Source organism: Chitinophaga sp. S165, assembly GCF_003182155.1.
In the GTDB taxonomy this organism is placed as follows: Bacteria; Bacteroidota; Bacteroidia; order Chitinophagales; family Chitinophagaceae; genus Chitinophaga.
Genome location: NZ_QGTG01000008.1, coordinates 361,053 through 374,551 on the forward strand (window position 1 = coordinate 361,053; position 13,499 = coordinate 374,551).

Annotated in this window: 11 protein-coding genes; 7 read left to right on the top strand and 4 right to left on the bottom strand. The window is 44.2% G+C overall.

Annotation, left to right across the window (positions count from 1 at the left end):
• Window positions 1-238: 238 nt before the first annotated feature.
• Window positions 239-2,665: a TonB-dependent receptor gene (locus C7475_RS26380; RefSeq protein WP_110056404.1), complete on the bottom strand. Its 2,427-nt coding sequence runs from the start codon at window positions 2,663-2,665 to the stop codon at window positions 239-241.
• A 270-nt stretch (window positions 2,666-2,935) separates the two neighbouring features.
• Here C7475_RS26380 and C7475_RS26385 point away from each other — a divergent pair, with 270 nt between their 5' ends.
• Window positions 2,936-3,700 carry an SDR family NAD(P)-dependent oxidoreductase gene (locus tag C7475_RS26385; protein WP_110056405.1) on the top strand — a complete coding sequence of 255 codons (765 nt, stop codon included), beginning with the start codon at window positions 2,936-2,938 and terminating at the stop codon, window positions 3,698-3,700.
• The gene (locus C7475_RS26390; protein ID WP_233259971.1) at window positions 3,684-4,679 is read left to right on the top strand and encodes an AraC family transcriptional regulator; all 996 of its coding nucleotides are present in this window, start codon (window positions 3,684-3,686) and stop codon (window positions 4,677-4,679) included. The genes C7475_RS26385 and C7475_RS26390 overlap by 17 nt, the downstream gene beginning before the upstream one ends.
• Before the next feature lie 71 nt (window positions 4,680-4,750).
• Here the strand turns inward: C7475_RS26390 and C7475_RS26395 are convergent, their stop codons facing one another.
• The 3 genes from C7475_RS26395 to C7475_RS26405 form a co-directional block, all read right to left on the bottom strand.
• Window positions 4,751-5,257, bottom strand: coding sequence for a GNAT family N-acetyltransferase (locus C7475_RS26395; RefSeq protein ID WP_110056406.1), 507 nt, complete (start codon window positions 5,255-5,257; stop codon window positions 4,751-4,753).
• 317 nt (window positions 5,258-5,574) lie between these two features.
• Complete coding sequence (locus tag C7475_RS26400) at window positions 5,575-6,057, bottom strand: hypothetical protein (protein WP_146217654.1); 483 nt, start codon at window positions 6,055-6,057, stop codon at window positions 5,575-5,577.
• A 90-nt stretch (window positions 6,058-6,147) separates the two neighbouring features.
• On the bottom strand, window positions 6,148-6,819 hold the full coding sequence (locus C7475_RS26405) for a LytTR family DNA-binding domain-containing protein (RefSeq protein ID WP_158286622.1): 672 nt from the start codon (window positions 6,817-6,819) through the stop codon (window positions 6,148-6,150).
• Window positions 6,820-7,387: 568 nt separating this feature from the next.
• Between C7475_RS26405 and C7475_RS26410 the strand changes: the two genes are divergently transcribed.
• The 5 genes from C7475_RS26410 to C7475_RS26430 all read left to right on the top strand — a co-directional run bounded on the left by C7475_RS26410 (window position 7,388) and on the right by C7475_RS26430 (window position 13,486).
• Window positions 7,388-8,395 carry an alpha/beta fold hydrolase gene (locus C7475_RS26410; RefSeq protein WP_110056409.1) on the top strand — a complete coding sequence of 336 codons (1,008 nt, stop codon included), beginning with the start codon at window positions 7,388-7,390 and terminating at the stop codon, window positions 8,393-8,395.
• Window positions 8,396-8,522: 127 nt separating this feature from the next.
• The gene (locus C7475_RS26415) at window positions 8,523-10,406 is read left to right on the top strand and encodes a type VI secretion system Vgr family protein (protein ID WP_110056410.1); all 1,884 of its coding nucleotides are present in this window, start codon (window positions 8,523-8,525) and stop codon (window positions 10,404-10,406) included.
• Window positions 10,406-11,299 (top strand): hypothetical protein, encoded by an 894-nt coding sequence (locus C7475_RS26420; protein ID WP_110056411.1) that lies wholly within the window; start codon window positions 10,406-10,408, stop codon window positions 11,297-11,299. Before C7475_RS26415 ends, C7475_RS26420 begins: the two co-directional genes overlap by 1 nt.
• Before the next feature lie 26 nt (window positions 11,300-11,325).
• Complete coding sequence (locus C7475_RS26425) at window positions 11,326-12,705, top strand: PAAR-like protein (protein WP_110056412.1); 1,380 nt, start codon at window positions 11,326-11,328, stop codon at window positions 12,703-12,705.
• A 25-nt stretch (window positions 12,706-12,730) separates the two neighbouring features.
• Window positions 12,731-13,486, top strand: a complete 756-nt coding sequence (locus C7475_RS26430) for a PoNe immunity protein domain-containing protein (RefSeq protein WP_110056413.1) — start codon at window positions 12,731-12,733, stop codon at window positions 13,484-13,486.
• The last annotated feature ends 13 nt before the right edge of the window (window positions 13,487-13,499 follow it).

The following is a 13,499-nucleotide window of genomic DNA, read 5'->3' on the forward strand; positions in this document are numbered from 1 at the left end:
TGTTTTCAAAGAACCATAGCTATGATCTGAGATGCAAAAGTATCTACAAGCAATGCATGGATCAAAGCACTTTACAATAGCATAACAATTCCTTTAAATGAGACATGAAAAGCTGGGATGAGTGGTCTATATGTTATATGGAATAGACGGGTGGGTTACTGAAACTAGTATGTGTATAAAGTAAAACGCGATTGTTGCATGTGCAACAATCGCGTTTTGTATAAGGGAGATGTAGGTTTTAGAATCTGTAACCGATCGTCATACGGAAGTTACGGCGAGGCTCCACAATGTAGGAATAGTAGCCGGATGCATTTGCTGGCAGAGATGCTGCAGTCAGCAGTTTACGGTCATCCAGTACATTGTTCACGAGCACACCGATGGTATATTTTCCTCTGGCGTAGTTCAGACCAGCATCTGTACGGAAGTAGTTAGGAATGTTAGATTCCTTTGTGTTTGTTCCTACAGCACGTTCTGCCTGCCATTGGATACCTGCAGAAGCTCCGAAACCTGTCAGTGCGCCATGACCGATACGGTAAGACAACCAACCGTTGGTAACATGTGCAGCAGTATTCGGTGTAATATTACCTACTGTTGTTGTTGCTTCCGGTTTACCAGGAGCATCTTTTGTTATTTTAGAATCAGTATATGCGTAATTAATATTAACATTCAAACCTGGTACAATTTCACCGTTGATATCGGCTTCAATACCCTTCGTTACTGTTTCACCCAGTGCAACAGATACCGGAGCGCCGCGGCTATCATTGATACCAAGACCCACTTTAGCATTCTGACGCGCGATGCGGTAACCGGTCAATGATGCTACCCAACGGCCATTGAAGAATTCTTTCTTAATACCAGCTTCTATATCATTACCTCTGATAGCCTGGAATGCCTGCAGGTTAGAATCCAGACCTGACTGTGGTACGAATGACTGATCATACAAGGCGTATACAGAAGTTGTTTTATCAATAGAGTAGCTAAGACCTACACGTGGAGAGAATACCTTGTCTTGTATTTCTGCAGCTTTGAATTTACCAACTGTTTCAGCATAAGTGAAACGCAGTCCTAGTGATAAGCGCAGTTTGTTATCGAAGAACCCAAGTTCATCCTGTGCATATACAGATGTATAGTTCACAGATGAAATGTAGTTGCTGGCCCCCGCTCTTGTTCTTACACTTTGTGAACGGTCTATTACAGGAATAGAATCGAATGGAATACCATAAACAGGGTGGTACACATTGAAGATAGAATCTTTCAGTCTCAGGTTAGGTTCCAGTGTACGGAAGTCGCCCCAGAACTTTTTGTTACCCATATCAATACCTGCCAGAATTCTGTGACGAACACCGCCGGTATATTCTTCTCCCGAAAGAGACATCTGTGCGAACCTGTTTTCACCTGCTTCATCACCGATGCTGAAATAACGGTCCATGTCGCCGTTCTCTTTCACGCTGTTTGCCCACACGCTGTTGGCAACCATGCTAAAGTTGAAATAGGCGACCTGGGCATGCGCCTGCCAATTTTCACTCAGTTGATGGTCTAAATAAACATAGGCGCTATGGTCTCTGAGTTTTCCTGGCTCCAGTGATGGATCGCCATAGAAGAAGTCATTGCTGATACCTTCATCAAGTAATTTATTCTTGGAGAACTGGTAGTTACCATTGCCGAGATATTTAGAACCCTGGAAGGTATATTCTACGGTGATGGAAGTTTTATCATCTACCAGGTATTTTAATACCGGAGCAAACAGGTAACGGTTGCTATAATTGTATTTGGTATAGAAATCTTTCTGCTGGCCGGCAACGTTCAGTCTGTACAACAGTTTACCATCTTTGCTCAGTTTACCGTCAAAGTCGAGAGCTGCACGATAAGTGCTGAAGCTACCCATGCTGATGTTGGCAGAGCCTTTAGTGGCGCCGGTAGGTTTTTTGGTAACCACATTATAGAAGCCACCAGGTTCGCCTGCAGCCAGCATAAAACCTGCAGGGCCTTTCACGAACTCAATACGCTCGATCATTGCTGCATCTTCAGCTGTAGGGCCCCAGCTTGCTTCAATATTCATCCCGTTACGGAAAGCAGGGATCTTGGAACCTCTCATGCGGATCTGTGCGTATTGGTTATCCCAGTGACCGACACGGGTGGCGCCACTTACGTTACGGGTAATACCATCCACGATGTCGAATGTCTGCTGATCGGCCAACAGGCTGGCGGAGATCACCTGGATATTCTGTGGTATTTCCAGTATGGGTGTTTTCAGACGAAGAGATCCTGATACAGCTTCCGTTTTATATTTATTTCTGGCGCTGTTGATGATCACTTCCTGTAGCTGCTGGTTGGTAGCTTCCAGCTGTACAGTAACATTTACGATCTCATCCTGCACAACGTCTACTTCTTTTGTAACAACTTTATAACCGATCAGCATTACCTGCAGCGTGTAATGACCGGGATGCATTCTCTTAAATAAAAATTCTCCTTTTTCATTGGTCACAGTACCTCTGTTCTTTTCTTTGATCTGTACTGCTACGTAGGCGGCAGGGGTGCCATCTCCGGTTACAACAGTTCCTTTAATAGCAGAAAGAGGATCATCGATAGAGAAAGCCGGTTTGGCGATGAACATAAAACATAATAGACACAACAATCCTGTCAGTTGGTTAAATTTAGTACGCATATGAGCTGATTAGGCGATGAATAGAAATATTGTAAACGCGCCGCAAAATTAAGGGGCGGCACAGGAGATGGTTTATCAAATTGGGAAAATGGTTTGCGCAATGCGGAAAAAATGAAATGATATGTTAAAGTTTTTAATGTGGCTTTGACGCTGTAGGATCAGCCACTGATAAGGGTTATTTGAAATTTGCAAGTAATGGATTGATATCCTCAAGGATGGATCCTGCATCCTGTCCGAACTTTGTTCCATCAAGATAAAAAAAATATAAAGATGGAAAACAAGAGCAAAATAGCTTTGATAACCGGCGGTAGCCGTGGTTTGGGAAGAGACATGGCGATCAGGATCGCGGAAAAGGGTATTGATGTGATCATCACCTACATTAGCCGGGAGGAAGACGCCCGTAACGTGGTAAAACTGGTGCAGGAGAAAGGTCGCAAGGCCGCAGCACTGCAACTGAATGCAGGTGACGTAAATAGCTTTGATGTTTTTTTCACGCAGTTGAAGGCCGTATTAAAGGATACTTTCAACACCGACAGGTTTGACTTTCTGGTCAACAATGCAGGGATCGGCCGTAACGCACCGCTTGGCGAGGTGTCTGAGCAGATGTTCGATGAACTGTTGAATGTCCACTTTAAGGGCGTGTATTTCCTGACACAAGGGGCTTTAAATTTAATAAATGACGGCGGCGGTATCATTAACATCTCCTCAGGCCATACCCGCATGACATTAGCCCGGTATTCAGCATATGGATCAATGAAGGCAGCAATAGAGGCATTTACCCGCTATCTGGCGGTAGAGCTGGGCCCCCGGGGCATCAGATCAAATGTGATAGCACCAGGGGCCATAGCGACCGACTTCTCAGGAGGTGTTGTAAGGGATAACCCGGAAGTGAACAAAATGGTAAAGGATATGACGGCACTTGGTCGCGCCGGATTGCCTGAAGACATTGGCGGTGTTGTAGCTTTCTTATGTACGGATGACGCCAGGTGGATGACTGCTCAACGCATAGAAGTATCCGGTGGAATGCGCCTCTGACCTGCTGCTGGCAGGAGTCGACCAGAGATCTGATAAAAGTGCTAACTTTAAGGTAAATGTGGCACTGGATATGATCTCTAAATCATCTATAGAGGACTTTTATCAGAAATCACAGGCCGAATATCCGGCCGGTATCGAGAAGGAAGTGGGACATTTCAATATATTCGAAATAGAGACGCTGTTCGATAAGAAAACAGGTTCCCGCATCATGCCTTACAGCAGAAGATCTTACTACAAGGTTAGTCTGCTCAAGGGAAAGAGCAGGGCGGAATACGCAGATAAGGTGGTTGATATTCAGGAAGGAGGTTTGATCTTCGCCACACCTAAGATCCCTTATCACTGGGTCCCGGAGGATGATAACCAGACAGGGATGTTCTTCATTTTCACAGAAGAGTTTTTATCGAGGAATAAAGTAGGGGTTGTACTGGATGATCTGCCGATATTCAAACCGGGAGCGCTTCCCATATTCGAATTATCACAGGAGGAACGGACGGAACTGGAGTATATATTCAGGAAAATGCAAAAAGAGCTGGCTTCTGATTATATCTACAAATTCGACCTGTTGCGTAACCTCATCCTGGAGGTGATTCACTTCGGACAGAAGTTGCAGCCTATGTCCGTGCTGGACCCTGTCCATAGTGCCTCTGAGCGGATATCTTCTTTATTTGCGGAATTGCTGGAGCGCCAGTTCCCAATAGAGTCTTCACAGCAGCGCCTGATGCTTCGTGCGGCTAAGGATTATGCAGACAGGCTGGCGGTGCATGTCAATCATCTGAATAAGGTGCTGAAAGAAGTGACAGGGCAAACAACTACCGATATTATCAGTAAACGGATCGTACAGGAAGCAAAGATCCTGTTGAAACAAACGGATTGGAGTGTGTCGGAGATTGCTTACACGTTGGGTTTTGACGATCCGGCTCACTTTTCGAACTTCTTCAAGAAACAGGCTTCTTTTTCGCCGGTAGCATTCAGGTCCTGAACAAGGATATAACATCATAACAAAAGCCCTTTTAAGACAATCTTAAAAGGGCTTTTTGGTTGTATGATAATCTAACGGATATTATGCCTCCAATGAAACAAATCGGCCGATTCACCTGTTTTCATAAACCCGTTCTTCTGCAACACAGCATAGGAGGGGGTATTGTCTTTCAGGGTAGAAGCTATGATGCCCTTAATGCCAGGCTGTTGTGCCGTCCATTCTATCATCGCTTTTACGGCTTCCGTCATGTAGCCTTTCCCACGTTGATGTTCATAAGTCCCGTAACCGATCTCCACTTCTCCGGCTTCATTTGGCTCACCGACAAAGCAGATGTCGCCGACCATGTTGTTTTCATCCCTGGAAATGATAGTCCAGAGTGTATAATAAAGATAATTCCGCTGGCTGTCGGCTACATTGGGCAGAATTGCCTGTTCCAAAGCATCTTTAAGGTCCTCTGAAATGGTCATAGATACCGGCTTCAGCTGGAGTTCCGCTTCAAGAGAATGGTCCGCACGAATGTATTTTACCAGTTGATCGTAAGTAAGTGGTTGTATAATGAGTCTTGCTGTCTGTAACATATGATTGTGTATAGATCTGGCAATAGGCCAATGCCATCGACTATAATAAAGTGATGTAATGGTCTGATCACAGAACTTTTATTCCGCGCAAACTGCCAGGGTTAAGATGAATAATAAAATCGGGAAAGTGATGCAGTCACCATTAGCCAGGAAGGCTATACATGCTGCATTACGCCACAATCATTGTGGTGACAGATGAAGAAGAAGTAAGAGATATTTGTTGCATAAAGCGCGAAGATAGCTATAAATTTTCTTACAGACAGCAGAAATTGCATTTCACTACAACAGGAATAGGGAAAACCAGTTGGTACTACTGGTTATTCCTGTTTCCGGAAAGCATTTTTAGGCGATATATTTCCTCGGTCAGTAACGCTGATCACATACCACTTCTTTGCATCACTCAGCGCAAGCTCATAAGTTGTGCCTTGCTGGTTAGTAACTTCCGTAACTCCCTCAATATGCTTATCATGATACCTTTTCTTCACCGCCGCTAACACAGGCAGGGGTAATTCATCTTCCTGGCAGTATCTTAATGAATAAACAAGCGTGCCTTTCTGGTCATACCATATCCTGCACTGTGTATTGTTCCGGATAAAAGATACAATATGATAAGCTTCAGATGCTGTCCATCTGATATACTGTGCATCAGGAAATGCAAGATTGAATTGCCGGAGTAATGCATCGCCGGGCGTAGCAATGGCAGATAGAGAGTATAAGACTGTTGCAACTGCCAGAACAGTCCTTTTCATATTGAAGATGGTAGGAATGGCAGCTAAATAACTGAACAGGTTCCGTTTCATAGTTTGTAGTTTGATGTGGATAATTTTGTTTTTCATGTTGTAAAAGTAACATGCGCTCAAACTTCAAAATTGTACAAAACGGAACATGCCTTAACGGGCGTCCATCCACTCGAGGAAGCTGTGTGTTTTTTCCTTGTTGATAAGCAACTTGTCAGGAGCATCAACCACCAACTTAACATGTAACTTCCTTGCCATGTAATGTTCTACTTCTTTAATAGCACTGAAATTGACCAGGTATTGCCGGTTAATGCGGAAGAAGTCACTGGGAGAGGCGGTGCATGCTATCTGATCAAGAGATTGATTTAACATATATTCCTGCTTATCAAAACATGTGAGGAAGGTATAATTGTTTTTAATATAGAAGAACGCGATATTTTCAGTTTTGATCGTAGTATATTTCTGATTCCTGAAAACCATATAACTTGTCTTGGGGCCTTGCCTGGGGCATTGTCCGTAGGCATCGGGCGACACTTTTTCCTGAATAAGCGCTTCTAAGGCCTCGATCTTTTTTATGGCTTCTCTTATATGATCATAGAAATGCAGCATACTGTTTGATCTTTTACGACGGTATTCTTCAAACGGGTAGTCAGTATATGAAGTACCAGTTAAGAGAGAGGTCACACCAGCAATTTTCAGGCTTTCCATAATACGAACATCAGTAAGCTGATTGTTCATAATAGCGAGTCCTGAAAGGTCATCTGCGAATACTTTTAAATTTTCCATATTGGGGTACTGGTCGATTACATTTGGCTTGAGCTTCATGAACATTACATTTTTCTGGTGATTTAACTAATTGCGATTCGTCCTAAACGATGATGTATCCAAAGATGGTGATTGTCAATGTACATCCTGAACCTATTGGCATAGCGCTGTTTTACGGTTTATAGAACCGGTATTCAATCAGAATGAACAGCCATAATTATGCTCCTGGTTTTATTTTGACTGACAGAGGTTGGCGTTTCGAATACGAATTATGCGTTTCATTGTTATTGCTGTAGAAGCATGGTATATGTCCTCTTTTGCTATTAGGTTCAATTTACTTTACTATTAGGTTTATTCAATATAACCATCATCCGGATGGTTTTTCTGTAAGCACAGCATAAATTTATTCTGAAAAAATAATAATCCAATTGACAGCTATAAAGAAGACAATGTTAACCGTAAAAAAAACCTGTAGATGGAGGGACTAGATAACTTCCGGTTTGTTCAACTGTTCAGCTATTGAAAATGTATTGGTAGCTTTGCCAGGTGGCGTGTTGGTTCAGGGTGATGGTTCTTTGGGCCGATTACTACCCGGCTCAACTATTAATCTTAAAAAAGACTAAATTATATGAGATTGTCACTGAAGAATATCTTCATCACGTTATTGTTCCTGCTGTCAGCAAACGCCTTTCTTTTTTCCCAGGATAAAAGTCATACAATGGAGCAGCAAAAGCCAACACGCAGTAAGTCTTCCGGCAATATAACCAACACGATCTTATACAAAACTGTTACTATCGGCAAGTACGATATCTTTTACAGAGAGGGAGGCAGTAGTAATAGGCCGGTTATTCTTTTCCTGCATGGCTTTCCTTCTTCGTCCCGTATGTGGCAGCCACTGTTGGAAGAACTGTCGGCGAACTATCACGTGATCGCTCCTGACTATATAGGGTTTGGACACAGCAGTCAGCCTTCGGCTGATAGTTTTAAGTATACCTTCGATAATCTGACAGATTACGTAGAAAAATTTATTGCTGAGTTGAAACTGACGAAGTTTATACTTGTACAACAGGATTATGGCGGGCCAATTGGTATGCGGATAGCGGAAAGAAATCCTGAAAAGATACAGGCCATCATTGTTCAGAATGCGGTTAGCCATAATGAAGGACTTTCACCTTTATGGGACGCCAGAAAGGCTTTCTGGGCTGACAGGGAGAAATATAATGAGGCTGTAAAAAAGAACTTCATCAGCTTCGAAGCCACAAAACAAAGACACATCGGAACAACGCCTACACCTGAAAAGATTGATCCCGACAGCTATACCGATGAATATCTTTTCCTGAATAAGCCAGGAATGGCAGACATTCAGCTTGACCTGTTCTACGATTATCAGAATAACGTCAAATCATATCCTAAATGGCAGGAATGGCTGAAAAAACATCAGCCGAAAATGCAGGTCATATGGGGAAAATTTGATCCGTCTTTTACTGTAGCGGGGGCCTGGAAGTATAAAGATGATGTGCCGGATGCAGAAGTGCATATTGTTGAAGGCGGCCATTTTGCCCTGGATGAAGCGGAACCTGTCATCCTGGGTTTAATGCAGAATTTTCTGAAACGGATAACTGGTAATGGAAAATAGTTAATAATAATTTGTAACCCCTTCTAAGCGTTATATAAAAGATAATTAATTGAATTGTACGCAATTTAGTATTCCCGATTTCTGAAATTTGCCTATATTAGAATAACCCAAACCCAAAAATTGTTATATGTCGCAGTTAACCGAAACCATATTCCATATTGATGAACAACCGCTTACAATTTTTAATTCTTTTACATTAAATCAGGACCTTTTTTCACATCACCGTTTTACACTGGCATGCCCGGCTGAAGCGATTGACGGCCATGCGGGATTGCTGACGAGATCAAAAGATCTGATCGGCGCTACCTTTGACGCCCATATCAGCGCTATCAATTTAAGCATTGGAGGAAGTGCGGTTGTCCCTTTGCTGTTCCGTGGCGTAATAACAGATGTGGAAAGTATTCGTCACACCGGAAAGCGTGAAGAAGTGATACTTACCGGTTACAGTCCTACTATCATACTTGACAGCGGGCCACATTGTAAAAGCTGGAAGAAACAAGCCCTTAAGAATATTATTAGCGATGTTCTGGCCGTTTTCCCGGCAGATCTTTTGTCGCCGGATGTATCTCCCGTATATACTGAGATGTTAGGTTATACGGTACAGTATAGAGAAACAGCATGGGAATTCCTGCAACGTATGGCCGCTAATTACGGGGAATGGTTGTTCTGGAACGGCAGCAACCTGGTATTTGGTCCTCCGAAAGACAAAAGAAAAACATCACTTGTATATGGCAGTAATCTTAGCCGCTTTGCCGTTGGGCTAAAGGCGATACCTGCCCAGCAGAGATATGTGACTTGGGACTATCAGAGCAGCCAGGTATACGTCAGCTCGCCGGAAGGTGTTGAACAGCGGGCCGGCCTGAACGGTTTAGGTAAGACTGTTTATGAGTCAAGCCGCAAGCTGTATGATACACAGCCTAAACAGTGGAACTATCGCTACGCCAATAACAAGAAACAGCAGGATGAACTGGCCACATTGAGAAGCGCCGTAGAAAGCAGCCGGACAGTGCACGCTACCGGTCATTGCGGTACGCCACAGTTAACGTTGGGAGACACGATAGATATCAGCGGCAGCAACCTCTTTGGGGGTGGTGAGACTGAAGGATACGGGCAATATCGTGTAACCAGTATCAACCATCGGGTGAACGCAAAAGGCAATTACGAAAACGACTTTACGGCAATACCGGCAACGGTCAAGTTACCTCCGGTAGCAATACCGGCAGAGCCACTTTGCGAAACGCAAAGCGCCATCGTGAAGGATAATCATGATCCGCTCGGACTGGGCCGCATCCGTGTGAAGTTCCATTGGATGAACGACACGGAGAAGAGCCCGTGGATACGGGTAACCACACCACACGCCGGTGGCGGAAAAGGACAGTTCTTTATTCCTGAAACAGGGGAGGAGGTTATTATCGGCTTTGAAGGAGATGTAGCCACGAAGCCCTTTGTGATCGGCTCCGTTTATCACAGAGCAGCTGGTAATACCTTCAGTAACGCCGGCAATGATGTTAAAGCCCTGCAAAGCCGTAGTGGCAATAAACTCATACTGAACGACAAGGAGGGAAGTGTTCATCTGACCGATAAAGGTGGGGCAGATATGAAGTTTGATGGAGCCGGTAATGCAGTAACAAATACCAACAATAATAATACCCTGAATGCAGGCGCCAGTAACCTCATTAACGCAGGCAGCACGAACGTCATCAATGTAGGTGGTACCAAAGATGCACCACCGCAAAGCATCCTATCCATGGATGCAGGCGGTAACATTGTGCTGGATGGTAAGACAAAGATCATCATCCAGGTTGGCGGTAATAGTATCGAAATCACAAAGGAAGGGATCTTTACAACTGCGAACGACGGTAAGATACACACGATTGCTAAAACAGGTGATGTAAGTGTTGAGAGTGAAACCGGCGAAGCTAAATTTAAAGGTAGTATCAAAACCAATTTAGGTGGAGGTACATCCACTTTTGTGTATGGGTCCGATTCTGTGGAAATCAATCAGGCTTGATGATGAAAAGAATAATACCGGCAAACCGGGTAAAAGAATATTTCCTGGTAACCAGCGCCAATAAAACCACCATAGGAAACAAAAAACTCGAATTCGTGCAGGATAAGCTGATCAGTTTCACAGTAGTGGACCAGCAGCCTGACCACCTTGTTTTCGAATACAAGCTCTATGACCAGGTGATGAAGGGCAGTTCTCTGATCCACTATTATAGCGGCGACATGGATGAACTGCAGTCGGACCTGTTATTCAAAACAGATGCAGCAGGCCGGTTAAAAGACCTCCTCCGGTTTAACACGTTAAAGCTGAAGCTGGAGACAGGGTTTGAGCGTAACATCAAAAAAAAGTACCCTAAAGAGTTTGTTATTCCTTTACTGGAAGAAACATCTAAGCTGCTCACTGACAAGCCGCGTTTGCTCGCTTCTTTTGATGGCTACAGTAGCTGGCGTTTCTTTTTTCAGCAATGGTTCCGTTCCTTTGAAAAAAAAGAAGAAGAGCTGCTTACCCTGAAGAAATATTTCGGCAATATAGATCTCCCGCTGGACCTGCAACGTACCGTTACTCCTTCTGTACGGGATAAAAGCAGATTGTCTGAGATGACAGTGACGGCGTCTCTGAACAAAACGTTGTTTGACCGTAATGCATTTTCCAGGATGTTGAAAGACCTCACCCACATATATAACATCGATGCAACGCTGAATGTAACACTGGAAGAGCAATATGATTTTTCGGAAGAAGGAAGTCTGACAAATGCAGAACTGTTCCTGGAAACAGCAGTAGCCGACTGGTATAGTGTAACCTCCGCTCATCAGATCAAAAAGCTTTCAGAGCAGTCATTCCATGAACAGCGCTCCATATTTGAAAACCTTAAAAGGGAATCGGCAGTACCTTTTTAAAAACCATTCTTTATAAACCGGATAATATGAGTAAGAAATACATCCCGGACAAGTCCTGGCTCACGTGCGATAAAGGACAATCGCCCACACAGATAGCTGTTACCCACGATAATAATTCGAAGATATACGGTGAGAAAATGGTAAGTGAGGCGGATATGATCCCCGGAGAAAATGTAAAGCCCTTTGGAAGATGTTCTGTTACCGGCGGCCCTTGCAAATTAGATCCCGTATACTGGGATAAGTGTAATCAGGGCGTCAAGGTAAACGGTTACAAACTGGTATTCGAAGATGCAAACTTACTTTGCAAACAGGGGGGAAAGGTCAAAGTCGATTTCTCAATACCCAACGGCAGCTTTTTTGATTTTGGATTTACAGGCTTTGGTATAGCTGCACAATGGCTAAATTATAAAGGTGCTATTGATTATGTTCAAAGAGGTGTTATTTATGATGTGGAAAATGGCAAAGTAGAGTTGACAACACCGACCGGTAACCAGGCTAGAAAGGGGAATTACGGTGAGATGAACGATAATGTTTATCATAGGGAACAGAACTGGAGAGATGTAAGATCAGAACATCCTGTTGTAAACATCGATAAACCAACGGCCAGTGGCATTGATGGCGCCTACGAGAAGAATGGAACTACACGGGTGACAGATGGAAAGTATGGAACGGCCAGGATCGCTGATACGCAGAACGGACGTGAACTTAGCCGGAGGTGGGTAGAAAATCATCTGGATAACGGAGCGATAGCCAGCAGCAGCGATGAAGCTGCGATGCGCGCCGCAAATCAGAACGGTACCCTGGAAAGGGAAGTGATATACACGGATAAAAATGAAAAGGGAAATATCAGAGAAGGGTTATCTTCTGAAACCCATAACACTGATGGAAAGAAGACGACGAGAGGCCAGTTTGAGGAGCTGGAAATAAAACCACGTACCCGTGCCGGGCAGATGATAGACGCCGCCCGTTCATCTTTGCGGAATTCGTCGCCTGTACAGGCTTTGGCTAATTCTAATATGTCAAAAGGTATACGGGAAAGTGCGGCCGCTACCAAAGCAAATAATGCCTTGTGGAAGGGCGCCCAGTTTATGGAATCCACGCCTGCACTTAAAACAACCGGAAAGGTGGTAGGCAGGGGATTTATTGTTGTCGGGATTGCCATTGATGCCTTCAGTATCGCTTCTGCTTACAATGAGGAGGGCGAGTTTGGAGATAAGACCCAACAGGCTACGGGATCTGCTATCGGAGGGGCAGCCGGAGCCTGGGCAGGCGCAGAAATTGGCGCGGTTATAGGTACTGCTATATGTCCGGGAGTAGGTACGGTGGTAGGAGGTATCGTCGGTGGTGTTATCGGCGGAATAGTCGGCAGTGGTGCAGGTGCTAAGTTGGTGGATTGGTTATTTTAGTTATTTTAGCTTCAATCAATAAGTTATGGGAATATTCAGCAAAATTTTTGGAAGCGGTGGAGGACAGCAAACTACAAAGGTAAGGGCTCAGTTTAAGGATGGGGCTTATTTCCAGAAGGAAGTAACGCGCTTTGAGCAGATAGCGGAAGAGATGGAGAAGAAACCTCCGCAACAGCCCGACCCGTTTTATTACTGGTCTTTCGCTGGTAAGTTGAATAAAATACTGGAACTCGAATATTCTGCGGGCAAGCAGGTGGATGGCCTGGTAGATATCTATAAAAGGTCCCTGGATAATTACGTGAAAGGCTGGGATAAAAACGATCCTACTTATGAAGACCTGCTTAATATGGTTTCATGGGGCATCTTACTGGATATTCCTGCGTCTGATTTCCGTAGACTGGAACAATATATAGAACGGGCAGATAGTGAAGGTCCTGAGAATTGGAAGCCGGATGCATTGCTCTGGTACCTGGTAAGACGCAGATTGAATAATGCCCCTTCAGATATTGGTGCGACGCTGTTTCCCGCAATATACCAGCCGCTTTTTGACATTACACAGCTACCAAAAGCCGATGCTGAAAATGCTGTGAGAGAATATCTAGGGAAATGGTATGAGTTACGGAAAGGCTCTCCCTGGTTCAATACACACGCCCGCGATAAGGGATATAGCGGTTACTGGGCATGGGATGTTGCCGCTGTAGTAAAAGTCATGGGACTGGATGACAGCAGCTTCAAAGACAATCCATACTATCCGTATGATATAGTGCATTGGAGAGATTAACAGCGCTCTATAC

Bases quoted from the DNA above. Each gene is read 5' to 3' on its own strand.
- C7475_RS26410 (WP_110056409.1), top strand. From the start codon at position 7,388: ATGAGATTGTCACTGAAGAATATCTTCATCACGTTATTGTTCCTGCTG.
- C7475_RS26405 (WP_158286622.1), bottom strand. From the start codon at position 6,819: ATGAAGCTCAAGCCAAATGTAATCGACCAGTACCCCAATATGGAAAAT.
- C7475_RS26395 (WP_110056406.1), bottom strand. From the start codon at position 5,257: ATGTTACAGACAGCAAGACTCATTATACAACCACTTACTTACGATCAA.
- C7475_RS26430 (WP_110056413.1), top strand. From the start codon at position 12,731: ATGGGAATATTCAGCAAAATTTTTGGAAGCGGTGGAGGACAGCAAACT.
- C7475_RS26385 (WP_110056405.1), top strand. From the start codon at position 2,936: ATGGAAAACAAGAGCAAAATAGCTTTGATAACCGGCGGTAGCCGTGGT.
- C7475_RS26415 (WP_110056410.1), top strand. From the start codon at position 8,523: ATGTCGCAGTTAACCGAAACCATATTCCATATTGATGAACAACCGCTT.
- C7475_RS26380 (WP_110056404.1), bottom strand. From the start codon at position 2,665: ATGCGTACTAAATTTAACCAACTGACAGGATTGTTGTGTCTATTATGT.
- C7475_RS26400 (WP_146217654.1), bottom strand. From the start codon at position 6,057: ATGAAACGGAACCTGTTCAGTTATTTAGCTGCCATTCCTACCATCTTC.
- C7475_RS26420 (WP_110056411.1), top strand. From the start codon at position 10,406: ATGATGAAAAGAATAATACCGGCAAACCGGGTAAAAGAATATTTCCTG.
- C7475_RS26425 (WP_110056412.1), top strand. From the start codon at position 11,326: ATGAGTAAGAAATACATCCCGGACAAGTCCTGGCTCACGTGCGATAAA.